The following is a 22497-nucleotide window of genomic DNA, read 5'->3' on the forward strand; positions in this document are numbered from 1 at the left end:
TGGTCACCATCCTATAGATGACCATCCTGCTGCATTATACCATTCCATTTGTTTGATAAGTTCGTTATAGTTTTTCTGTGTGCTGTTGTAACGGTTCAATGGTACGAACATACTCATTCCGCCGAAGTTGTCATCTGTTACGGTGAAGTCATCGAAGTCAACCAATCCGTTGGTATCCCATTTGCTGCTTTTCTTTTTGTAAACAACGGCGGCATCGTAGGTTTGTCTCCATTTCAGGTAAGCTTCGTTGCCCGTGTTTTGGCGCAGGAAATCCATTATGTCGTACATGATGCGCTCTGCCCGGTAAACATAGTTGACGTTGTTGTAATAATACACCAGTCCATCCATATTGAAGGTCTTACCGTTGAGTTCGTTGCTGATGATATCGTGTGTGGCGCTGGCAAGATCTGATAATTTTGCGGTATTTACCGTTGATATGGGAACCCTGTTTCCTGTTCCTCCAGCTTCATTGTAGCGATCGCATATTTGTTGATACATAGTGGCGTCTGTCTTGTTGAACATCGCCGGTATTATGTTGGCATAGGGGGCTCCTGCTCCTGGTATTTCTGCTGGTGATGCGATGATGTAATCTGTAGTGTTACGGAGCTCGTAAGCCACTTCTACGTTCTGGAAAGCACAACAGTCTGCGAAGATGAATTTGAAGGTGTGTGGCAAGGCTGCAAGCGCGTCACGCATTTCTGTTATCTCCATCCATTTCATTTCTTCTTTGTTGAGGTCTTTACCTGAATCTTGTCCAAAGGCTTTTTTGATACTTGGCGTTGAGGCTTTGGGTGTTGTTGTGTTGTGAAACAGCCATCCGTCTGCATGTCCCCATAGAACGAGGCCATACGAATCGTTGGGGTATTCTTTCATGCACCATCCCAATATTTGTTTCATTTCTTCTGAATCAGAACTGTAGAAATCGTTGTTGAATTGATAAACGGTATCAACAGGTTGTTTGGCGTTGCCGGTCAGTCTGATGATAAAAGGTTTCTCCTGTGGGTTCTGTCTGTCAACAAACACGAGAAGTCTGTCTTTGCTTCCCAGCTTTTTTGCTCCGATGATCATATCGTTGATATTGACTTGTGCGATGGATGAGAGATTATTCTCAGCAGCCATATAAACGATGACCGTTCGTCCCTGTCCATTTGATTCTGATGAGTTATCATGTGAGCATGCTGTGAACGCTAATACAGCAAGAATTGTCGTTAATAGATATTTCATAAGTTTAAATTTGTGCTATTTCGAATGCAAAGATAAGTATATTTGTGAATAAATTAGTAACTTTGCATCTAAAATTTGGAAAGATAATGGGAAAAACGTTTATATCTACACTTATATTCCTTGTTGTCACCACTTTAGACGTCATGGCACAAGACCCTTTTTTGCAATGTGAGGACACCTGTAGTCATATTCATGGAATAGATTTGAGTCATTATCAGGGTAATGTCTTTTGGGAGACTATTGGCGACAATACCAAGATGGCTTATGTCTATCTCAAGGCGACGGAAGGGGGAACCCGTATCGATGAGATGTTTGAGCGCAATATAGAAATGGCCCAGCGTTATGGATTGAAAGTGGGTAGCTATCATTTCTATCGCCCAAAGGTGGAGCAAAAGTTGCAGTTGCAGAATTTCCGTTCTCAATGTCTGCCTGACCAGCAGGATCTTATCCCTATGATTGATGTGGAGACCACAAGTGGGTTGCCGACCGATGAGTTTTGCGACTCTCTGTTCCGGTTTCTCGACTTGGTGGAAGAAGAATATGGGCAGAAGCCTTTGGTTTATACTTATCGCAACTTCTACAATAAGCATCTTTTAGGAAAACTCGACGGGTATAAACTCATGATAGCCATGTACACCGATGAAGAACCTGTTTTAGCTGACGAGCGAGACATTCATTTATGGCAATATACCGGTAAGGGGCGTATCGTGGGTATTAGCGGTTATGTTGATAAAAGCAGATTTATGGGACATCATAAGTTGCGTGAGATACGCTTTCATCATCGGAAATAGTCTTTTTGTAGAAAAACCAAGTAATAAAGAAATAAGAATCAGATATGCCAATTATCAAATGTCCTGAGTGTGGCCGTCAGGTTAGCAGTTTGGCCGCCACTTGTCCCAGTTGTGGGGTAGCTATTGCTGGTAATATTGTAAAGTGTCCCCATTGTGGAGAAATAGTATTAGCGAATCAGAATGTATGTCCGAACTGTCATACGAATATTGCGCTCAAAAGTCAGCAAGATCCTATTGCTGCAAAGAATCCTTCGGGCAGTCATCGGGTTTCGGTCGGGCAACCTTCCGTACAATCAACAGTAGGCAAGCAAGGAAATCAGACTGGAGCTCCTGCATCAGATAATGCCGCAGAAGAGCAGCCCAATCATTCTAAATCCTGGAAGTTGTTTTTGGCCTCTTTCCTTATTGCCCTTTCAATAATCTTTGTTGGTTGGTATTTTTATAATAAGACGCAACAGGATAACGAGACAGCCGCTTATGAAAATGCCATGGAGAGTAATGAACTTGCTGTGCTTCAGAATTATCTTGATATGTATCCCGAAGCACCACAGGAACGTCGCGACTCCATCATGGCCCACATAGATATTCTGAAACAGATAGACAACGATTGGTATAATGCTCTTGCCAGTCAGTCTGCCTATGCCCTTGAACGATACATTCAAGAACATCCAGAGAGCGTTCATGCAACAGAGGCACGTATTAAGATCGATTCACTTGATTGGGTTTCTGCTGTTACTCAGAATACTTTGGAATCGTATAAGAAATATATTGAAAAGCATGCCGATGGCGAATATATTGATGATGCGAAGACGAATTTTGAAAAATGCTCCAGCATGCAAGTGTCTTCTGCCGACATCGAAATGGTTAGCGGGCTTGTACGAGCCTATTGTGCCAATAGCGCCAACTGCGAACTGCTTGCCTCTCGTGGTGTTGACCTGACGAATGCAGATATTACTTTTGCGGACGACTGGGAAGTGAAAAAGGTAGAAAATGAGTCTACGGGCGAAATGGATTATCACGTAAGCGTAACTATGCAGGCTGTGCAACGTGATGCGTCCCATAGTCAGACTTTACGTTTTACAGCCACTATTGCTGCAGGTCGCCTTACAGATGTTCATGTTCAATAAAATTCGTTTAAAAATGGCATCAAAGCGTGCATATATTCAGGCCAACAAGGATTGGTTGAATAATAAAGCGAAGGAGAAAGATGTTTTGCCTCTATCCAATGGCATATATTATAAAGTTTTGGAAACGGGGAGTCCATCTGGTCTTATGCCTACTGTGAGAAGTATTGTTACGGCCCATTATACAGGACGGACCATAGACAATCGGGTCTTTGACACTAGTCGTGGTGGTGTGCCGTTGGCTTGTCGGCTATGCGATCTTATCCAGGGATGGATTGTTGCTATGCAACAGATGCATGTTGGGGACAAATGGGAAGTGTATATCCCTGCAGAAATGGGATATGGGAAATTTTCCCAACCAGGGATTCCTGCCGGTTCTACTCTGATATTTGAGATAGAACTGTTGGCTTGTGATTGAAAGTTGCTGACGTTGATGGCAGAGAAGTGATTTCAAACTAACAAATGGGCTGATCATGGGCAAACAAGGGCTAAACATGATAAAAGTGAAGGTGAATCATGTCGCGAAAGGAGTGCAAACAGAAAAATAAGATGTACTTTTGTTGGCAATTTTAATAACATACTAATGAAAGAAACAACTCAGAATATTATAAATATACAACACGTCACCAAAAGGTTTGGCGAGAAGGTGGCACTTGCCGACATCAATCTCTACGTCCGTAAAGGTGAGTTTATGACCATTTTGGGACCGTCAGGATGTGGTAAAACCACCTTGCTTCGCCTGTTGGCAGGATTCGATACAGCTACAGAGGGAGTTATCTCTTTTGACGGTACTGACATTACCAACACACCACCTTATAAACGCAATGTCAATACGGTATTTCAGAAATATGCATTATTTCCACATCTTAACGTCTATGATAATATAGCTTTCGGATTGAAGTTGAAAAATACGCCTAAAGCCGAAATCATGCCGAAAATAAAAGCTGCGTTGAAGATGGTAAACATGAGCGATTATGAATATCGTGATGTCAACTCCTTGTCGGGAGGACAGCAACAACGTATTGCTATCGCCAGAGCTATTGTCAACGAACCAGAGGTGCTTCTGTTGGATGAACCGTTGGCGGCTCTTGATCTGAAAATGCGGAAGGATATGCAACTCGAACTGAAAGAGATGCATGAACGGTTAGGGATTACTTTCGTTTACGTTACCCACGACCAAGAAGAAGCCCTTACGCTGAGCGACCGTATCGTGGTGATGAGTGAAGGAGAGGTTCAGCAGATAGGAACTCCTACAGATATTTATAACGAACCGGCCAATGCCTTCGTGGCAGATTTTATAGGAGAGAGTAATATTCTTGACGGAACGATGCGCCATGATTGTCTTGTTACTGTGGCAGAAAAAGACATCGCTTGTGTGGATAAGGGATTCTTGATTGATGAACAAGTGGATGTGGTGATACGACCTGAAGATGTTGAGATGACAACCAATACGGCTGAAGCCCAGTTCGTTGGACAGGTTACCTCGTCCATATTCAAAGGCGTACATTATGAGATGTTGGTGGTAACCGACAACGGATACGAACTGCTGGTTCAGAATTACAAACACTTCGAAGTGGGGCAGACTGTGGGTATGAATATCACTCCAGACAATATTCATATTATGCGGAAGGATTGTACCGCCAATATTTATCGGGCGAAGGTGAATGCTCCGGACGTGGTGGAATTTCTCGGACAGGAATTCCGGTTGTCACTTCCAGAACGGCTGCAGAACGCATACGCAATTGATGTGAAAGTTGCGTTTGATGCCGTTGAATTGTTTGATAACGAGCAAGACGGCACATTTACGGGCGATATTTGTTTTATACTCTATAAAGGAAATCACTACCATCTTACCATAGATACCGATTGGGGCGAAAAACTCTATGTTGACACACAAGACGTGTGGGATTTGGGCGATCATGTTGGCATTACCATACAGAAAGTGGAATGTGGCGAGATGAAGTATGAAGCAGTTCCCTGACAACAATACCAGAAAGACAATGGAGAAAAGAAGGATAAAGCTAATGGTTTCCAGGCAGAGTTGGACGATGCCCTATGCTATTTTTGCAGCCATTTTTGTCGTACTGCCTTTGCTGCTTATTGTAGCCTTTGCTTTTACCGATGAAGAAGGGTGTTTCACACTTTATAATTTTCAGAAGTTCTTGGCCCATCCGGAAGCCATTAATACCTTTGTCTATTCTATCGGAATAGCCTTTGTCAATACGCTGATCTGTATAGCGCTTGGATATCCGGCAGCCTATATTTTGGCGCAGACCAAGATGAAATATTCTTCTACGATAGTGATGCTCTTTATTCTTCCCATGTGGGTGAATGTGCTGGTACGTACGTTGGCAACGGTTGCTTTATTCGACTTTGTTGATATTCCCCTGGGTGAAACAGCATTACTTTTTGGTATGGTCTATAATTTCATACCGTTCATGATTTATCCCATTTATAATACGTTGCAAAAGATGGACCGTAGCTATCTTGAGGCTGCGGAAGATTTGGGCGCCTCGCCCTTCCAACGTTTCTACAAAGTGGTTTTGCCACTTTCCATGCCTGGTGTGGCAAGTGGAATACTGATGGTTTTCATGCCAACGATCTCCACCTTTGCCATCTCCGAACTGTTGACCATGAACAATATAAAATTGTTTGGAACAACAATTCAAGAGAATATCAACAACTCTATGTGGAATTATGGTGCCGCGCTTTCGCTTATCATGCTCTTCCTCATAGGAGCATCTACATTTATTGCTGGTGACGATGCCAGCCAGGAAGGAGGCATCAGATGATTAAACGCATACTTTGCCAGGGCTACCTGTGGCTGTTGCTCTTGCTCCTCTATGCCCCAATTATCATCATAGTAGTATTCTCGTTTACCGAGGCTAAGGTTATGGGAAACTGGACGGGATTTTCCACTCAGCTGTACCGGAATCTTTTTTCGGATAATGTACATCACTCCTTAACGGCTGCATTTATTAACACGGTAAGCATCGCACTCATCACCGCAACCGTATCAACAGTTTTCGGTACCATCACAGCCATAGGTATCCATAATCTGCGCAATAGGCGCATTCGGCGAGCTATTTCTTTTGTCAACACCATCCCCATCCTTAATGGTGATGTGATTATTGGTATTTCGCTCTTTTTACTCTTTATTACGTTGGGCATCCCGCAAGGCTATACTACTGTTGTTCTGTCGCATATCACCTTTTGTCTGCCTTATGTCATCCTGTGTGTCTTGCCACGTTTGAAGCAGATGAATCCGAATCTTTATGAGGCAGCACTCGATTTGGGAGCATCGCCCATGCAGGCACTCCGCAAAATCATTATCCCTGAAGTCTTACCAGGAATGGTGTCGGGCTTCATGCTTGCCGTTACGATGAGTATTGATGATTTTGCCGTTACTATCTTTACCATTGGTAATGAAGGTCTTGAAACTCTTTCCACCTACATTTATGCCGATGCAAGAAAAGGAGGCCTGACTCCAGAGTTGCGTCCGCTTAGTACTATTATCTTTGTTGTTGTGCTGCTCATGCTTGTAGCGCTTAATCGAAGAAAAGTGAAGAGTGAATCAAATACCTGAATATAAGAGACTGTACTGTTGACAATGAAGAAAATAAACTCGATAATATGTTCGTTGATGCTCTCGTTGCTGTTGCTGACATCTTGCTATAATAGCGAAAACAGAGAGGAAATACTCAAGGTCTATAATTGGGCAGATTATATCGATGAGAACGTTTTGACTGATTTCCCAAAATGGTATGAAGAGCAAACGGGAAGAAAGGTGCGAATCATCTTTCAGACATTTGATATCAACGAGGTCATGCTTACCAAAATCGAGCGGGGGCATGAAGACTATGATGTGGTGTGTCCGTCAGAATATATTATTGAACGTATGTTGCGCAAGAATCTGCTCTTGCCGATAGATACTTGTTTTGGAAAAACTCCCAATTATATACGGAATATTTCCCCCTATATCATTCGGCAGATTGATGCAACAAGTAATAACGGGCGTGTGGCTCACCATTATGCCGTGCCTTATATGTGGGGAACTTGTGGCATCTTGTATAATAAAGCGTATGTAGATAGAAAAGACGCCCAAACGTGGGGGACGTTGTGGAATAGCAATTATCGCAACCGTTTACTTATGAAAGACTCCTATCGTGATTCCTACGGAACAGCACTCATTTGGGCACATCACAAGGAAATTGCTTCAGGAAAATTGAGCGTAACCCAACTGATGAATGATTATTCTCCAGAAGCCATCAAAACTGCGGAACGGGAATTGAAGGCTATAAAACCTAATATTGAAGGATGGGAGTCTGATTTTGGCAAGGAAACGATGACCAAAGGAAAGGCATGGCTGAATATGACGTGGAGCGGAGATGCTGTCTGGGCTATTGAAGAGGCGGGTAAAGTGGGAGTCGCTCTGGGGTACGAAGTTCCTCGCGAAGGAAGTAATGTTTGGTTTGACGGATGGGTTATTCCCAAATATGCACGTAATCCGAAAGCCGCAGCTTATTTTATCAACTACCTATGTCAACCCAAGGTGGCTCTTGCAAATATGGAGACAACGGGGTATGTCAGTAGTGTGGCAACTCCAGAAATTCTGGCGCAAATGAGTGATAGTGTGGAATATCCGGAAACAGTCAATTTAGGTTATTTCTTTGGAAAAGACGCACATAAGGCGCACCTCAATCCTATTATGTATCCAGACAGTCAGGTGGTATCCCGATGCGCTATGATTCATGATGCAGGCGAACATACGGCAGAGGTGCTCGACATGTGGTCAAAAGTAAAAGGAGATAATCTTGGAGGGGGACTTGCGGTATTCCTTCTGACTGCTGTTGCCATACTTACAGTTGTTGTGGTCATACGCAAATATGAACACAACAAGCACCGTAGACTTTCACGCAAACACCGTCGACGTCATGTAATCCGCTTGTAAATGGCATCGTGAACTGCGAATTAGCCAAAAAGAACAGTATTTTGTTCCCAATAATCATTAAAATATTTTGTGTTCTGCTCACTTTTTTATACCTTTGTACATTGAAATTGAAGTGGCGAAATGCGTCAGAGGCCACGAAAACGGCCTTAAACGCGATTTTGCACAAAAATGACGAAAACAAAAAACAATTAAATAATGGATCAAACTATCGACAACGACAGAATCCTTAAAATTAACATCGAAGAAGAGATGAAGTCGTCATACATTGACTACTCCATGTCGGTTATTGTAGCACGAGCCCTTCCAGATGTTAGAGACGGATTCAAACCTGTTCATCGCCGTATCCTTTATGGTATGATGAATGTAAACAACGTATCAACTCAACCTTATAAGAAATGTGCACGTATCGTTGGTGAGGTGCTTGGTAAATACCACCCCCACGGAGACTCTTCTATCTATGGCGCACTTGTGCGCATGGCGCAAGATTGGAACCTTCGTTATACGTTGGTTGACGGTCAGGGTAACTTTGGTTCGGTGGATGGAGACTCACCTGCTGCCATGCGTTACACAGAGTGCCGACTTTCGAAAATGGGTGAGCACATCATGGATGACCTTGATAAGGACACCGTAGATATGACCAACAACTTCGACGACTCCCTCCAAGAGCCTACCGTAATGCCTACCAAGATTCCTAATCTGTTGGTTAATGGCGGTAACGGTATTGCCGTGGGTATGGCCACCAATATGCCTACCCATAACCTGAATGAGGTGATTGACGGATGCTGTGCATATATTGATAATCCAGACATTGATGTGGATGGACTTATGGAATACATCCCTGGACCCGATTTCCCAACAGGAGCATACATCTATGGTCTGCAGGGCGTGAAAGATGCATATGCAACTGGTCGCGGACGTATTGTAATGCGTGCAAAGGCTGAAATTGAGACCGGTGAAACCCATGATAAAATTGTGGTAACAGAAATTCCTTATGGTGTCAATAAGGCTGACCTTGTTAAATATATTGCCGACTTGGCCAATGAACACAAGATAGAAGGTGTTGCCAATGTTAACGACGAGTCTGGCCGACAGGGTATGCGTATCGTGGTAGATTGCAAGCGTGACGCTAATGCCAATGTACTGCTCAACAAACTGTTCAAGATGACTGCTCTGCAGAGCAGTTTCTCTGTCAATACCATCGCGCTTGTCAATGGTCGTCCTCGCCTGCTGACACTCAAGGATTGCGTGAAGTACTTCGTAGAACATCGTCACGATGTGACCATACGTCGCACCAAATACGATTTGAAGAAAGCACAGGAGCGCGCACATATTCTTGAAGGATTGATTATTGCAGTCAACAATATCGATGAGGTCATTCATCTGATTCGTCAGAGCAAAACGCCAAGCGATGCGCAACGCGCTTTGGAACAGCGTTTTGAACTTGATGAAATGCAGTCGAAAGCAATCGTTGACATGCGTTTGGCACAACTCACAGGATTGCGCGTGGATCAGCTCCATCAGGAGTATGATGATATTATGAAACTCATTGCCGACTTGGAGGAAATCCTGAACAATCCTGAGCGTTGTAAGGAAGTGATGAAAGAGGAACTCCAGGAAGTGAAGGAAAAATATGGAGACGAGCGTCGTACCGTAATCATTCCATTTGATCATGAGTTTAATGCAGAAGACTTCTATCCAGACGATCCTGTGGTGATTACCATTTCGCACATGGGGTACATCAAGCGCACGAAACTTGACGAATTCCACGAGCAAGGACGTGGTGGAGTGGGAGCCAAGGCTGCCCGACATCGTGACAACGATTTCACAGAGTATATTTATCCTGCCACTATGCACAACACGCTTCTCTTCTTTACTCGTAAGGGACGTTGCTATTGGCAGAAATGCTATGAAGTGCCCGAGGGCGACAAGAACTCGAAGGGACGTGCCATCCAGAACATGCTCAACATCGAGTCTGACGACGCTATTAATGCTGTACTCCGCGTGAAAAACTTCAACGATGAGGAATTCCTCAAAACACACTTTGTGGTGTTTGCCACCAAGAAGGGTATCATCAAGAAGACTTGTCTTGAAGCATATCGCCATCAGCGTGCTATCGGTGTGAAGGCTATCAATATCAACGATGATGATGAAGTGGTTGCAGTACGTCTGACCAATGGTCATAACGAGTTGCTGCTGGCTAACCGAAACGGACGTGCTGTACGTTTCAATGAAGATCAGGTACGCACAATGGGACGTGTCTCTACCGGTGTTATCGGTATGCGACTTGACGAAGGAGATGACGAACTCGTAGGAATGGTATGCGTCAACGATCCACAGACAGAGTCTATCATGGTTGTGTCAGAAAACGGTTATGGAAAACGTTCCGATGTAGAAGACTATAGAAAGACTTCACGTGGAGCTAAGGGTGTGAAGACTCTTGCCGTGACCGAAAAAACTGGTCGCCTTGTAGCCATCAAGGTGGTAACCGACGAGAATGATCTGATGATTATCAATAAAAGCGGTATTCTTATTCGTCTTAAAGTTGCCGATGTACGAATCATGGGACGTGCTACCCAAGGTGTACGTCTTATCAACCTTACCAAGAAAAACGATACAATCGCTTCCGTATGTAAGGTTGATAGCAATGCCGATGAAGATATCGAAACCGAAGAGGTGGATGTGAATGACGATGAGGCATAATAGCTTGAAAAAAGGAAAAAGTATAAAATAACAGTTTAATTAATAATTAAAGCTTATGAAAAAATTATTTGTAATGGCAATGATGTGCATCGCAAGCGGTGCTGCATTTGCTGGGGACAGCCCCGAATTGAAGGCTATCCTGAAGGCTAAGACTTACGATGAGGCTGCAAGTCTTGTCAAAGCTGCTAATCTGCCTAATGCAGAAGAGAAAGCTAAGGCTTACAACAAATTGGTAGATTTGGCCATGTCGAAGGTTACCAAGGAAACTGGTACTATTGCAGAGAACCAGTTGGCAGAGCAGATGAAGACCGGTAAAGTGGAGCAATACGATACACTCGGACTTGCTGATGCTATCTGCAATGCAATCAACGACGCTATCGAGTGTAACAAATACGATCAAGAGCCCAACGCCAAAGGCAAAGTAGCTCCTAAGTTTGCAGAGAAGAATGCTCAGCGTATATGGTCTGTACGTACTCATCTTGTAAATATCGGTCAGGATGTTTCACGTTCAGGAAACGATGCTGCTGTGCTGAAATATTGGGGCGCATTCCTCGATTCATCAGCTGATCCCCTTTTCGCTTCACAGGAACATGAGTCACAGAAGGCTTATTTCGGACAGGTTGCATTCTTCGCCGGTCGCTATGCTGCCCAGGCAAAGGATATGACTCGTGCAAATAAATACCTCGATATGGCTATGGAAGATCCCGAACAGAAGACTGAAGCTCTGAATCTGAAACTGTATCTTGGTCGTAGCGAACTGAAGACCAAGCAGGACTCTCTTCAGTATATTGAAACCTTGAAGGATCTTTATGTGAAGAACCCGGAAAATGCTGTCGTACTTGATGGTCTTTATATCATGTATGGTGAGATGAAAGACAGAAAAGCTCAGGATGCTTTGCTCGACAATCACTTGGCTAAATATCCTAACGATTTCACAGCTCTTGCAGACAAAGGTATGCTTCTCGCTATTGACGACAACGATCCTAAAGCTGGTGCAGAATGGCTGCGTAAGGCAATTGCTGTAAACGACAAAAATGCTGTGGTACAGTACTATCTTGGAACTTGTTTGATTGTTCAAGCTGGAAATACTGAAGATACGAATGCTCGCAAGGCACTCTTCCAGGAGGCTGTAAAGGCACTTGATGCTGCCAAGGAAATTGATCCAGACAAGGCGCAGGTACGTTGGGGCTACAACCGTTACCAAGCATATTACGGCCTTTATGGTGCAGACGATCCCAAAACAAAGGCTGCAGAAGCAGAAGCAAAATAATTAGACAATACTATAGCAGATGAAGAAGCAACGCTTGCTTGCCTTGTTTCTCTTGCTGCTCTCCTTTATACCGTGCCTGCAGGCTCAGAAGAAAGAGCTTGGTCAGGCACGGTCTTATATCAAGAGTGGCAAAGATTATGACAAGGCGGAAAAACTCATGACAGACCTGCTTCAGAAAGACTCTACGTGTCATACGAATGAAAAAGTCTATCTGATGTGGTTTACTTCTGTTTTGAAACAATACGAAGCGGCCAACGAAAAATTGTATCTTAAACAGAAATACGATACAGCGGCCTTCTTCGGATTGACTCACCGTCTATATGCCATTGCTGAGTCGCTCGATTCAATAGATGTGGCAGAACATGGTGGAAAGAAACCGCGTTTGAAGTATCGGGAGGGTCATGCGCGTTTGCTCAACCAGCTTCGTCCCAACCTCTATTTCGGCGGAACCTATCATGTAGGTAAGGGTAATTATAAAGAGGCAATACGCTTCTTTGAAACCTATTTGGAAGCCGACAACCAACCACTTTTCCAAGGATATAATTATTCTTCAAAAGATTCCAGAATGCCACAGGCGGCCTATTGGGCTGTCTATTCGGCTTACAAATTGAATGATGCCGACAAGGTGTTGCGCTATGCTCCTATGGCGATGGCTGACACTGCAAAGACCGCCTATACGCTGTTGCATGTGGCTGAGGCTTACGAATGGCAACGGAATGATTCGGCTTATCTCGCAACTCTTGACGAGGGGTTCGTGCGTTTCCCAGAACATCCTTATTTTTTTCCACATTTGGAAGACTATTATACGGGGAATGGTAATTTTGAGATGGCGCTGAAATATGCAGAACGTGCTCTTGAGGTAAATCCACAGAACACTATCTTCCAATTGGCCAAAGCCACGTCTCTGCTTAATCTTGAACGTTATGATGAGAGTGTGCGGATCAGCGAGCGGCTTATTGCCGATTGTGATACGATGCCGGAACCATACTATACGATAGGGTCTGCTTATCTAAATCAGGCTTTGACAATGGAAACGGGAGTGAAGGCACGCGACAACAAAACGAAGATTCGTGAATTTTATATCAAAGCGCGGCCTTATATGGAGGCTTATCGCAAACTTGCACCTAATGAGAAAAAGAAATGGGCTCCTGCACTTTACCGTATTTATCTCAACCTCAATATGGGGAAGCAGTTTGAGGAAATTGACCACTTGATGCATGATTGATAACCAGATCAGATCTTTTAGGTATTAGTAGTTGATCAGAACTTCAAAGATTGGGATAATAGTAATCCTTATAGTTTGAAAACATTTATGGAAAGACGAGGCTTGCTAACCATAGCATGCCTCGTCTTTGGTAGGTATACGCGGCATGGGAATTGGTTAATGGGCGAAGTGTAGATTAATGATAATGTATTAGTAGAAACATATAATAGGGTGAAGGGGCTTCGTTGAGAAGTCAATTCTGAAACTGAAATAATAAAAGTGATTTGACGCCTTGTCGATATTTACCTTAGTAGTCTTTTACTTCTCCTATCAAGTTCCCTTTGTTTCTGTATGGTTATGGGACTTAATTGGGACTCACTTGGGATTTTGTTAGGAATTACTGTCTTTGTATGTGAAAGGAATATGTTGTGTGATGATGGACGATAAGGTAATTGTCAAAGAAATATTCGATTAAACTCGTAGCGTCGAGAATAAAAAATTCTCTTACGCATTATAGTATTACAGTATTACAGTTTTTGAAAACGGAATTTTTACCAGTTTGAATGCGATTTTGATATCTTTAAGATGGCAAATTTACTATTAACTCATCGTATTTGCTCCTTGAAAACTGTAATACTGTAATAACTGTAAATTTTGAAAATGTAAATAAAATGACTTCTTTTGTGTATTGGAGTAATCCTTTGATGATATAATACGGACTGTAATAGGATAGAAAAACGAGGCATACTTGATTACAGTATGCCTCGTTTTTGAAAGTTATTATTTATTGTTATTTAGTGTGTCGATCCATGAAGATTTGTACGGCAGTATTGCCCATTTGTTTGGCCTTCTGTAGATTGGCCATTCCATCTTTTTTATTATCTGACAGCCATTGTGCTGCGCCAAGGAAATAATAGCCGTCGCTTTCGTCTGGTGCCAATGTGATGAGTTGTTGTGAGGCTTCAATAGCTTCTTTGTACATGGCAACTCTTACCAGAAGTGCTGCTTTTTCTGCTAGGTATAGTGTGGCTTGAGGAGCTAGTTCTACTGCCTTGTCTATGTCGCTGAGAGCTTGTTGGTAAAGGCGTCCTGCCACTTCCGACTGTTCTCTCATATAATAGAATGGTGCGTCGAGTTGGGCAACCATTAGAGTGCCATATTCGTTATAGTCGGCAACAGCCAAACGGTATTTTCCTGCGTCATGTCTGGCTTGTGCGCGTGCTAGAAGAAATGGTGCAGCTTCTTTCAAATACGGTTTGTTGTATAGAGCTACTGCACTATCGAGGAGTGCAAGTTGCTGTACGGTATCTTTCTTCTGAGCTTTGCATAGTGAGGCGGCATAGAAGATGTCTGCACTTCTGAGGTCGCTGTTTGTCAACTTCATATAGAGGTCACCGGCTTCGTCGTATTTCCCTTGTGTATATAGAATTTGAGCTTCCTGTTGCATATAAACGCTTTGTGGTTCTGTCTTGTAGGCTTCGCGTGCTTCTGCAAGTGCCTTGTCGAGAGTCCATGGGGCAAAAGTTTTTTTATCGTTGCTCTGGAGGCAGTATTGTAATACCGTTTGTGCATACTGATAGTGTGCATCAGCTTTGTTGCTTCCCATCTTCACAGCTTGTTGAAGGTATTTGTCGGCCTCTTCATAGCTTTCGTTGCTGATGGCAATTCTTGCTAGATTGACGTAGCCGTCGGCTGATTCAGGAAACTGTTTCACGAAACGTCTGACGTAATCTGTGTATTTTTGCGTCTTGAAAGCGTTGCGTGCAACGAATAGTGTCAGTAGTGCATCGTTGATGTCTGAGGGAATGGCAATATCGATGTTTGTAGCTTGTATTGCAGGATCATTGAAACTTAATCCGTTAAGTTTCAGGTTTGCCGCAAATGGTGCAGAAACAGCATAGACATCGGCCTGTTTGGTATTTGAAGATGGTTGGATGAGTCCTATGAGTTCTCCTTTATCGTTCATTACTGGTGAACCGTTTTCAATATTAGATGCTGTTGTCTGGATATTGTAGTAACGGTACGATTCCATGAATGTTTCCCCACTTTTAACAGAGGCTTTGATAGTTCCTGGTTTTTTGTTGGCAGAGTAGGGTAGAATCCATACTTCTGATCCGTCTGTGGCTTGAGATTCTGCAATGTTTATGGCGTTGGCTTTTTTGGTCTGTACTCTGAATTTTGCCACATCGTACATTTCGTTTGCACCCATGAGATTCTCAACGGTCCATTCCTTTCCTGTGGCGTCGATAACCACAGCTTTTTGTGCACCTCTGAATGGTGTGTAACTGCTGATTGCCTCTCCATCTTCTGTAATAAACACACCTGTAGTGCTTGCAAGAAGACTACCGTCTGTTGCGAAGGTTTTGAGCGTGAATACACTTTTTGTTGCTTTTGCCGCCCATGATGGTGTTTGTGCATTTGTTGTAGTCAATGCCATGAAGGCAAGGATGAAAGCTATAGTTTTCCTTTTGTATGATATCAGTATTTTCTTCATATTCTTGTTTTTTTATGCTTTGGTTATGAGTGTTTCAACAGTTGTCTTGCATTAGCGATGGCGGCTTCAGAAACGTCGCTACCGCTTAGCATCTGTGCAATTTCATTAACTCTTTCTTCTTCGTTGAGTCGTTGCATTTTGCTGATGGTTCCTTGGGTACTTTCCTGTTTCGATACTTTATAGTGTACAGTTCCGAGTGCTGCAATCTGCGGTAGGTGTGTGATGGATATGACTTGTCGGTCCTTGTCTCCCATTTCCTGCATGATTTCAGCCATGCGTTCTGCAATTTTTCCACTTACTCCAGTATCTATTTCATCGAAGATGATGGTTGGTAGTTTGACAGCTCCGCTAATCATGGCTTTCAGCGAGAGCATGATGCGTGCTATTTCTCCTCCCGATGCTACGTGAGCAATGGGTTGGAGCGGACTTGATGTGTTGGCGCTGAATAGAAAAGCTACTTCATCGTGTCCGTCACGTCTGAGTGTAGTGGTATTGATGCTGATTTTGAATTGGAGTTTTGGCATTCCAAGTGCTGTGAGTCGTTCGTGCATTTGCTTCTCTATAATTGTTGAAGCCTTTTGTCGTTTCTGTGAGAGCTTTGATGCTAGTTTCTCGCAGTTGTCATGAAGTTGCTTGATTTCATTTCTCAACGTGTCGAGTGCTTCGTCTCCGTTCTCCATATCTTGCAGTTGTGCGGCATATTTGTTTCGCAACTCTATGAGTTCTGCTACAGTATCTACATGATGTTTGTTTTGCAACGAGTAGAGTGTATCGAGTCTTTTTTCTATCTGTTCTTGTTCTGCAGGGTCGAATTCCACATTTGACAATTGGTATTCCATGTCCTGTGCCAAGTCTTTGACTTCAATATAACATGCTTGTATGCGTTCTGTCCATGCTGTGGCTTCGGGCAGGATGTTGCAGATGGAGTTGAGTGCGCTTAGAGCTTTTCTCAACTGTGGCTCTGTACCATATTCTTCTGCGGTTAGACAATTGTTGGCGGTGAAGAGTGATGTCTTGATGTCTTCGCTGTGTGCCATCATATCGCGTTGCTGCTCAAGTTCTTCAAGTTCACCTTCCTGTAGTTGAGCATCTTGCAGTTCGTTATATTGGAATTGTATGAAGTCTTGATTTTGTCTGTTCTGTCTGATTTGTTCTTCCAATTCGTGGAGTTCGTGCTGTTTTTTCTGCAAGCGTTCATATTGGGCAGCATAGTCTCCGAGCAGAGTTTGGTTTTCTGCAAGAATATCTACCACCTCGATTTGGAAGTCCTGTTTTCCGAGCAGCAGATTCTGATGTTGTGAGTGCACATCTACTAATTGTTCTCCGAGTTCTTTGAGTAGCGAGAGTGAAACAGGTGTGTCGTTGATGAATGCTCTGCTTTTTCCGGCAGCAGTCAGTTCCCTTCTGACGATGCAATCTTGAGCATCGTAGTCAATATCATTTCGTTCGAAAAACTCTTTCATCTTGTATTTTTCCAAGTTGAAATGAGCCTCTATGACGCATCTGTCTGTACCTTGCTTGATGGATTTTGTGTCCGCCCTTTGTCCCAAGAGTAATCCTATGGCTCCGAGTATAATGCTTTTTCCCGCGCCAGTTTCTCCTGTGATGACAGAAAAACCTGTTTCGAACTCCATGTCAAGCAGGTCAATGAGTGTAAAGTTTTTGATGTATAATCGTTTAAGCATGATGCATTACATTTTCATTTTTACTCTTTTATTTTCTCCCATGCATTGTTTTGCGAAGCATTGATATCTGTGAGCAGATTGTATATCTCTTCGCGCTCTTTTGCCGTACCTTTTCCTTGGAAGATGTTGGTCAGTTCGTCGCGCTTGTAGTCGGTCCATATTTGTGGCATTCTGCTCATCATTTTGTTTTGGTGTGCTTGTTTGAGGAGTTGTAGTGCGCTGCTGATGGTTTTTCTTGCCCTTTCAGTATTGGTAACCATCTGATCGAGTCCTTTTCGATAGTATTCGTATTGCAGTTGGCGAATGGGGCGCATAGGTTCATCGAGATAGTCGCTAATGATGCTGTATCTGTTTCTGTCGTTGTCGAATGCTTTCCATCCTGCAAATCCCAATGACTGAGCGTTGTTGACCAACAGGTAACATTGTTGCAACACATCTGTTCCCCCCATTGGTGAGAAGGTGTCGAGATCTATTCCTATGATGAGGTAGGCGTAATAGGCCATGAGCGCTGTGAGTTGATGGTCTATTGTTTCGGGGTGAAAATTGAGTTGATCGTATTCTGCATAATCAAAGTTGAAGTCAGTATCTTGATTGCTGTAGATGGTTGTGGTGTATGTTGATCCATAAACCGGTCTTATTGCCTGTATATTGGCTGTTGCTTCCATCCTTCCTGTGCTTTTGTCGTATTTGCCGACGGTGATGTTAAATACACAGTTGATGCGCTCTTTCTTATCAAACTGGAGGTCAGTCCATTGCCTGTCGTTGACAAATTGCTGGAGTGATTGTTCCAGTTGTTTGAATACACGTTCATCAGTTCCTTGCACCTGCGCATGGTTTATACTGACGCGTGCTTGTAGTTCTTGGGCTTTGATTTCTCCCCAGCAAGCAGCGACAATCAGTATGACCATTATGCGCCAGTGTTTCATATAATCTCCTCCAGTTCGTTGACGATATCGATGGCAACTTCTTGTTTGTTTTTCTTCCCGAACTCCTTTTGTTCCTCTCTTGTGACGATGCAGATTTTGTTCTGGTCAGATTTGAAACAAGTACCTTCATTTCTCAATGAGTTGAGCACGATGAAATCGAGGTTCTTGCGCACGAGCTTATCTTGTGCATGAGCCATTTCGTTGTTTGTCTCAAGTGCAAAGCCCACAAGTCTTTGCCCTTCTTTTTTCATTTTTCCGAGTTGGGCAGCGATATCATGGGTAGGCTTGAGCCTAATGACGAGGTCATCTTTTTCTCGCTTTATTTTCTCTTGGGCCATGTTTTCTGGCTTGAAGTCTGCCACTGCTGCACATAGAATTGCAGCATTTGCCTGTTTAAAATGTTCGACAGTAGCTTCATACATTTCTTCGCAGCTTTCCACGTCAATACGATTGATTGCGGAATGTGGTGTTTCCAGTGAAACAGGGCCGGCAACGAGTGTGACATTCGCTCCTCTTAATGCACATTCTCTAGCGAGTGCAAATCCCATTTTTCCGCTTGAATAGTTGCCGATAAACCTCACGGGGTCTATCTTTTCGAATGTGGGACCTGCGGTGATGAGAATGTTTTTGTTTTGCATGGAGCTCTGTGTGTTAAGTGCGCTGTCGAGGAAATCCACGATGCGTTCAGGCTCTTCCATGCGTCCTTTTCCTTCCAAGCCTGATGCCAAAAATCCGCTTTTGGGTTCGATAATGGTATTGCCGAAGGATTGTAGGCGTTTCATATTGTCCTGTGTGGTAGGATGTTTGTACATGTCGAGATCCATGGCAGGAGCAATAAACACAGGGGCTTTCATTGACAGATAGGTGGTAATGAGCATATTGTCTGCCACTCCATTTGCCATTTTCCCCAGGGTTGAAGCGGTACAGGGAGCTATGAGCATAGCATCAGCCCAGAGTCCGAGTGTAACGTGCGAGTTCCATGTTCCGTCACGTTGCGAGAAGAATTCGCTGATGACTGGTTTTTGAGTGAGTGCCGATAGTGTGATGGGAGTGATAAATTCTTTTCCAGCAGTGGTAATGACCACTTGTACTTCAGCGCCTCTTTTAATCAGTCCTCTTATGATGAGACATGCTTTGTAGGCTGCGATAGATCCTGTGATGCCTAATACTATTTTTTTCCCTTTAAGCATTTATTATCGTGTTAAATTGGAAGCTTCGCGCAATCTGATGCGTGTCAGCACTTGTTTGGTATTGTTGGTGAAGTCTCCTTGCATAATCCAGCTATAGTAGCCCGGATCGATATTGAGTACGGTAGTTACGGGGGTTCCTTTGTATTTACCGAAGTTGAACATTTCAGTCATAATGGGGTTACCGTCTTTATCGAGTATGTTTTTTCCTGCTCGGTCTTTCAGTTCTCCCCAAACAATTCGTCCGGCAAAATCCACGTTGTTGTTCATACGTGAGAATTCTGCGAGAAACTTCATGTCGTTCTGTAGTATGCGCTCTGGCTCTTCCTGTCGCTCTGCGGTGTACATGTCGAGTTCGCCTTGTAACACTCTGTATGTTGCCTCTGTGTCTTCGTCGGCGCGGTGTGCGGTGAAGTCTTCTTCCATTTTTCTTCCGCAATAGAATTTATAGGCTGCAGCCAAGTTTCTACGCTCCATTTTGTGGTAAATGGTTTGTACGTCAATCATGTTTCGTTTTGAAAAGTCGAAGTCGATATTGGCGCGCAGAAATTCTTCTGCAAGAAGAGGTACGTCGAAGTGATTGGAGTTGTAACCAGCGATGTCGCTGTCAGCGAAAATTTTATTGATGGTCTGGGCTATTTCCTTGAAAGTGGGTTGTCCTTGTACATCTTCGTTGCTGATGCCTGTGAGTTGTACGACGACGTCAGGAATGGGTTTCTCTGGGTTGACGAGATAGTTTCCTCTTTCTTCTCGTCCGTCAGGGAATACCTTGATGTAGGATATCTGTATGATTCGGTCTTTGACGATGTCTAATCCTGTTGTTTCAAGATCAAAGATGACAAGTGGTTTCTGTAAGTTGAGTTTCATGATGGTTGTTTTTAATAGATATAAAAAAGGCGATTGATAACCGCGCGCTTGCTACTCGTAATTCCGAGCGTGCTATACTATTGCGCTACGATTACCAATCGTCCGTTGTGTCTTATCAGTCGTTGAGGAGCATAGGCATCATCAGCATGAGCACGTCTTGCCCTTCTGGCTGTTCTGATGGAATGACGAGTCCTGCACGGCTTGGGTCAGCCAATTGTATGATAACCTCTTCGCAATCGAAGTTGGTAAGTATTTCGATGAATGCTGATCCTTTGAATCCAATGCTCATGGGCTGTCCGTTGTAGTCGCAAATCATGCGTTCGGTAGCTGTCTTTGAGAAGTCGAAATCTTCTGCGTCGAGCTGTAGGGTGCTTCCTTCTACATGGAATCGGATAAGGTTGCTTGAGTCGTTGGCAAAAGGTTGTACGCGGCGAAGAGCTGCGAGTAGAGCCAGCCTGTCAACGGTTAGCGTGTTGGTGTTGTTCTGTGGAATTACAGAATTGTAGTTTGGATAACGTCCTTCAATCAGTCGGCATGAGAGTCTTCCATCACCGTAGTTGATTTCCGCATTGCGTTCGTTGAATTTGATTTCTACGTCACCTCCATCCTTCTGCAACAGGTTTTTCAGCAGGCCAGCAGGTTTTTTGGGGAGAATAAATGATGCAGGCTGTTCGCTTTGTACGGTGAATACTTTGTTGCGAACGAGTTTGTGACCGTCTGAAGCCACCACAGCGAGATGTTCAGGAGTGAGATCAAAGTATATTCCGTTCATTACCGGTCTGAGTTCGTCTTGAGCTGTTGCGAAGAGAGAACGGTTGATGTTGTCGGCAAGCACGTTGCTTGGCATCACGATGGTGTTTATTCCTTCTGTGATAGGTTGGCTCTGTGGGTATTCGTCTGCATTCTCCACAGGCAGCGAGAAAAGGCCGTTTTGGTAACTGATCTTTGCGATGTTATCCTGAAGGTTGACATCGAATGTGATCGGCTGCTCTGAGAATCCCTTGATGGCTTCGAGCAAGTCATGGTTGTTGATGGCGAAACGACCGTTTGCATCGCTTTCGGTCAGTTCCATCTGTGTGTTGATGACATTCTCGCTGTCAGAGGCTGTCAGATAGAGCACATTGTCTTGGATGTCGAACAGGAAGTCGGCCAAGATAGGCAGTGAGTTCTTGCTGTTGATGACTTTTGCGAGAGCATTGAGTTTGCTGCTGAGCGCAGTGCTTGATACTGTAAATCTCATGAATATTGTTGTTTATATGTTTTTAGCATTTTTACCGAGTACAAAAATACAAAAATAGTTGTTGACTTGCAAAAATATTTGGAGAAAAGTGTTCTTTTTAGAACTATTTTTCGTAATTTCGCAATCTGAAACATAAATTCAATAAATAAGACTAATATTACATTATGGAATTAACAGGAAAAATCATTGCCGTATTGCCGGCAAACAGTGGCGTGTCTGCACGTACAGGAAACCCTTGGATGTCTCAGGAATATGTCATTGAGGTACCGGGTCAATATCCCAAAAAGTGTGTATTCCGCATTTTCGGTGAGGATCGTATAAAACAGTTCAATATCCAGCAGGGCGAGGATCTTACTGTTAGTTTTGACATTGATGCACACGAGTACAATGGTCGTTGGTTCAATGAAATCCGTGCTTACAATGTGAACCGTGGTGTTGCCGCTGCTCCTGTGGGTGCTCCTATGGCTGGTGCTGCTCCTCAGACTGCTACATCTCCATTCCCTCCTACTCAGGAACCTGCTGAGGGAAGTAGCGATGATCTGCCTTTCTAATAGTCTGTCGTTCATTCAAACAGATATTCGAGCAATTGACTTTGGGGTCGGTTGCTTTTTTTATATATGAGTTTGAGTTAATAGAGTAGGGCATTATGGGTATGTGGTTTAGAGTTAAGATTTCAGTCTTTCCATTTGTATCCTTCGTGTATGTTATGGGGATTCTTGGAAAGCTATCGGCTCATGGAACTACAGATTCTCTGAATAATAAAATCCAGAAATCATGGGCCTATGGATTTTTTTATTTGAATTCGCAGATTGTGAACTGTTGTCTTCTATGTAA

General features: G+C 43.5%; 18 protein-coding genes. 11 read left to right on the top strand and 7 right to left on the bottom strand.

The features are described 5' to 3' along the window. Positions 1–3: 3 nt before the first annotated feature. Positions 4–1224, bottom strand: coding sequence for a clostripain-related cysteine peptidase (locus CIK93_RS02820; protein ID WP_094446518.1), 1221 nt, complete (start codon positions 1222–1224; stop codon positions 4–6). An 86-nt stretch (positions 1225–1310) separates the two neighbouring features. Between CIK93_RS02820 and CIK93_RS02825 the strand changes: the two genes are divergently transcribed. The 10 genes from CIK93_RS02825 to CIK93_RS02870 all read left to right on the top strand — a co-directional run bounded on the left by CIK93_RS02825 (position 1311) and on the right by CIK93_RS02870 (position 13285). Beyond that, positions 1311–2015 (top strand): glycoside hydrolase family 25 protein, encoded by a 705-nt coding sequence (locus CIK93_RS02825; RefSeq protein ID WP_094436110.1) that lies wholly within the window; start codon positions 1311–1313, stop codon positions 2013–2015. 44 nt (positions 2016–2059) lie between these two features. Continuing rightward, on the top strand, positions 2060–3142 hold the full coding sequence (locus CIK93_RS02830) for a zinc ribbon domain-containing protein (protein ID WP_094446519.1): 1083 nt from the start codon (positions 2060–2062) through the stop codon (positions 3140–3142). Between the two features lie 13 nt (positions 3143–3155). Further along, positions 3156–3557, top strand: a complete 402-nt coding sequence (locus tag CIK93_RS02835; RefSeq protein WP_094446539.1) for an FKBP-type peptidyl-prolyl cis-trans isomerase — start codon at positions 3156–3158, stop codon at positions 3555–3557. Between the two features lie 165 nt (positions 3558–3722). Further along, entirely contained in the window at positions 3723–5120 is a 1398-nt protein-coding gene (locus tag CIK93_RS02840) for an ABC transporter ATP-binding protein (RefSeq protein ID WP_094446520.1), read from the top strand. Between the two features lie 19 nt (positions 5121–5139). Continuing rightward, the gene (locus CIK93_RS02845) at positions 5140–5931 is read left to right on the top strand and encodes an ABC transporter permease (protein WP_173815110.1); all 792 of its coding nucleotides are present in this window, start codon (positions 5140–5142) and stop codon (positions 5929–5931) included. Further along, positions 5928–6725 carry an ABC transporter permease gene (locus CIK93_RS02850; RefSeq protein WP_094390032.1) on the top strand — a complete coding sequence of 266 codons (798 nt, stop codon included), beginning with the start codon at positions 5928–5930 and terminating at the stop codon, positions 6723–6725. The genes CIK93_RS02845 and CIK93_RS02850 overlap by 4 nt, the downstream gene beginning before the upstream one ends. 24 nt (positions 6726–6749) lie before the next feature. Beyond that, on the top strand, positions 6750–8090 hold the full coding sequence (locus CIK93_RS02855; protein WP_094446521.1) for an ABC transporter substrate-binding protein: 1341 nt from the start codon (positions 6750–6752) through the stop codon (positions 8088–8090). Positions 8091–8285: 195 nt separating this feature from the next. Further along, positions 8286–10790, top strand: coding sequence for a DNA gyrase subunit A (gyrA, locus tag CIK93_RS02860; RefSeq protein WP_094390034.1), 2505 nt, complete (start codon positions 8286–8288; stop codon positions 10788–10790). Positions 10791–10845: 55 nt separating this feature from the next. Then, positions 10846–12060, top strand: coding sequence for a hypothetical protein (locus tag CIK93_RS02865; RefSeq protein WP_094390035.1), 1215 nt, complete (start codon positions 10846–10848; stop codon positions 12058–12060). Between the two features lie 19 nt (positions 12061–12079). Further along, the gene (locus CIK93_RS02870; protein WP_094390036.1) at positions 12080–13285 is read left to right on the top strand and encodes a tetratricopeptide repeat protein; all 1206 of its coding nucleotides are present in this window, start codon (positions 12080–12082) and stop codon (positions 13283–13285) included. Positions 13286–14054: 769 nt separating this feature from the next. On the opposite strand, the gene CIK93_RS02875 is transcribed toward CIK93_RS02870, so the two are convergent. The 6 genes from CIK93_RS02875 to dnaN form a co-directional block, all read right to left on the bottom strand. Further along, positions 14055–15758, bottom strand: a complete 1704-nt coding sequence (locus tag CIK93_RS02875) for a serine protease (RefSeq protein ID WP_094446522.1) — start codon at positions 15756–15758, stop codon at positions 14055–14057. Between the two features lie 23 nt (positions 15759–15781). After that, positions 15782–17443: a DNA repair protein RecN gene (recN, locus tag CIK93_RS02880; protein ID WP_094446523.1), complete on the bottom strand. Its 1662-nt coding sequence runs from the start codon at positions 17441–17443 to the stop codon at positions 15782–15784. Positions 17444–17463: 20 nt separating this feature from the next. Beyond that, a complete protein-coding gene (locus CIK93_RS02885) occupies positions 17464–18351 on the bottom strand; it encodes a DUF4835 family protein (protein WP_254046238.1) in 888 nt (295 codons plus the stop codon). Positions 18352–18365: 14 nt separating this feature from the next. Then, on the bottom strand, positions 18366–19559 hold the full coding sequence (gene coaBC, locus CIK93_RS02890) for a bifunctional phosphopantothenoylcysteine decarboxylase/phosphopantothenate--cysteine ligase CoaBC (protein ID WP_094446524.1): 1194 nt from the start codon (positions 19557–19559) through the stop codon (positions 18366–18368). A gap of 3 nt (positions 19560–19562) precedes the next feature. Further along, entirely contained in the window at positions 19563–20423 is an 861-nt protein-coding gene (locus CIK93_RS02895; RefSeq protein WP_094390041.1) for a 3'-5' exonuclease, read from the bottom strand. Positions 20424–20538: 115 nt separating this feature from the next. Beyond that, positions 20539–21663, bottom strand: coding sequence for a DNA polymerase III subunit beta (dnaN, locus tag CIK93_RS02900; RefSeq protein ID WP_094390042.1), 1125 nt, complete (start codon positions 21661–21663; stop codon positions 20539–20541). A 164-nt stretch (positions 21664–21827) separates the two neighbouring features. Between dnaN and CIK93_RS02905 the strand changes: the two genes are divergently transcribed. Further along, positions 21828–22214: a DUF3127 domain-containing protein gene (locus CIK93_RS02905; RefSeq protein WP_094390043.1), complete on the top strand. Its 387-nt coding sequence runs from the start codon at positions 21828–21830 to the stop codon at positions 22212–22214. The last annotated feature ends 283 nt before the right edge of the window (positions 22215–22497 follow it).

It is taken from the genome of Prevotella sp. P3-92, from assembly GCF_002251205.1.
Lineage (GTDB): Bacteria > Bacteroidota > Bacteroidia > Bacteroidales > Bacteroidaceae > Prevotella.

What these genes read in the sequence shown, in the direction of transcription:
- CIK93_RS02820 (WP_094446518.1), bottom strand. Translation starts at nt 1,224, where the DNA reads ATGAAATATCTATTAACGACAATTCTTGCTGTATTAGCGTTCACAGCA.
- CIK93_RS02825 (WP_094436110.1), top strand. Translation starts at nt 1,311, where the DNA reads ATGGGAAAAACGTTTATATCTACACTTATATTCCTTGTTGTCACCACT.
- CIK93_RS02830 (WP_094446519.1), top strand. Translation starts at nt 2,060, where the DNA reads ATGCCAATTATCAAATGTCCTGAGTGTGGCCGTCAGGTTAGCAGTTTG.
- CIK93_RS02835 (WP_094446539.1), top strand. Translation starts at nt 3,156, where the DNA reads ATGGCATCAAAGCGTGCATATATTCAGGCCAACAAGGATTGGTTGAAT.
- CIK93_RS02840 (WP_094446520.1), top strand. Translation starts at nt 3,723, where the DNA reads ATGAAAGAAACAACTCAGAATATTATAAATATACAACACGTCACCAAA.
- CIK93_RS02845 (WP_173815110.1), top strand. Translation starts at nt 5,140, where the DNA reads ATGGAGAAAAGAAGGATAAAGCTAATGGTTTCCAGGCAGAGTTGGACG.
- CIK93_RS02850 (WP_094390032.1), top strand. Translation starts at nt 5,928, where the DNA reads ATGATTAAACGCATACTTTGCCAGGGCTACCTGTGGCTGTTGCTCTTG.
- CIK93_RS02855 (WP_094446521.1), top strand. Translation starts at nt 6,750, where the DNA reads ATGAAGAAAATAAACTCGATAATATGTTCGTTGATGCTCTCGTTGCTG.
- gyrA (WP_094390034.1), top strand. Translation starts at nt 8,286, where the DNA reads ATGGATCAAACTATCGACAACGACAGAATCCTTAAAATTAACATCGAA.
- CIK93_RS02865 (WP_094390035.1), top strand. Translation starts at nt 10,846, where the DNA reads ATGAAAAAATTATTTGTAATGGCAATGATGTGCATCGCAAGCGGTGCT.
- CIK93_RS02870 (WP_094390036.1), top strand. Translation starts at nt 12,080, where the DNA reads ATGAAGAAGCAACGCTTGCTTGCCTTGTTTCTCTTGCTGCTCTCCTTT.
- CIK93_RS02875 (WP_094446522.1), bottom strand. Translation starts at nt 15,758, where the DNA reads ATGAAGAAAATACTGATATCATACAAAAGGAAAACTATAGCTTTCATC.
- recN (WP_094446523.1), bottom strand. Translation starts at nt 17,443, where the DNA reads ATGCTTAAACGATTATACATCAAAAACTTTACACTCATTGACCTGCTT.
- CIK93_RS02885 (WP_254046238.1), bottom strand. Translation starts at nt 18,351, where the DNA reads ATGGTCATACTGATTGTCGCTGCTTGCTGGGGAGAAATCAAAGCCCAA.
- coaBC (WP_094446524.1), bottom strand. Translation starts at nt 19,559, where the DNA reads ATGCTTAAAGGGAAAAAAATAGTATTAGGCATCACAGGATCTATCGCA.
- CIK93_RS02895 (WP_094390041.1), bottom strand. Translation starts at nt 20,423, where the DNA reads ATGAAACTCAACTTACAGAAACCACTTGTCATCTTTGATCTTGAAACA.
- dnaN (WP_094390042.1), bottom strand. Translation starts at nt 21,663, where the DNA reads ATGAGATTTACAGTATCAAGCACTGCGCTCAGCAGCAAACTCAATGCT.
- CIK93_RS02905 (WP_094390043.1), top strand. Translation starts at nt 21,828, where the DNA reads ATGGAATTAACAGGAAAAATCATTGCCGTATTGCCGGCAAACAGTGGC.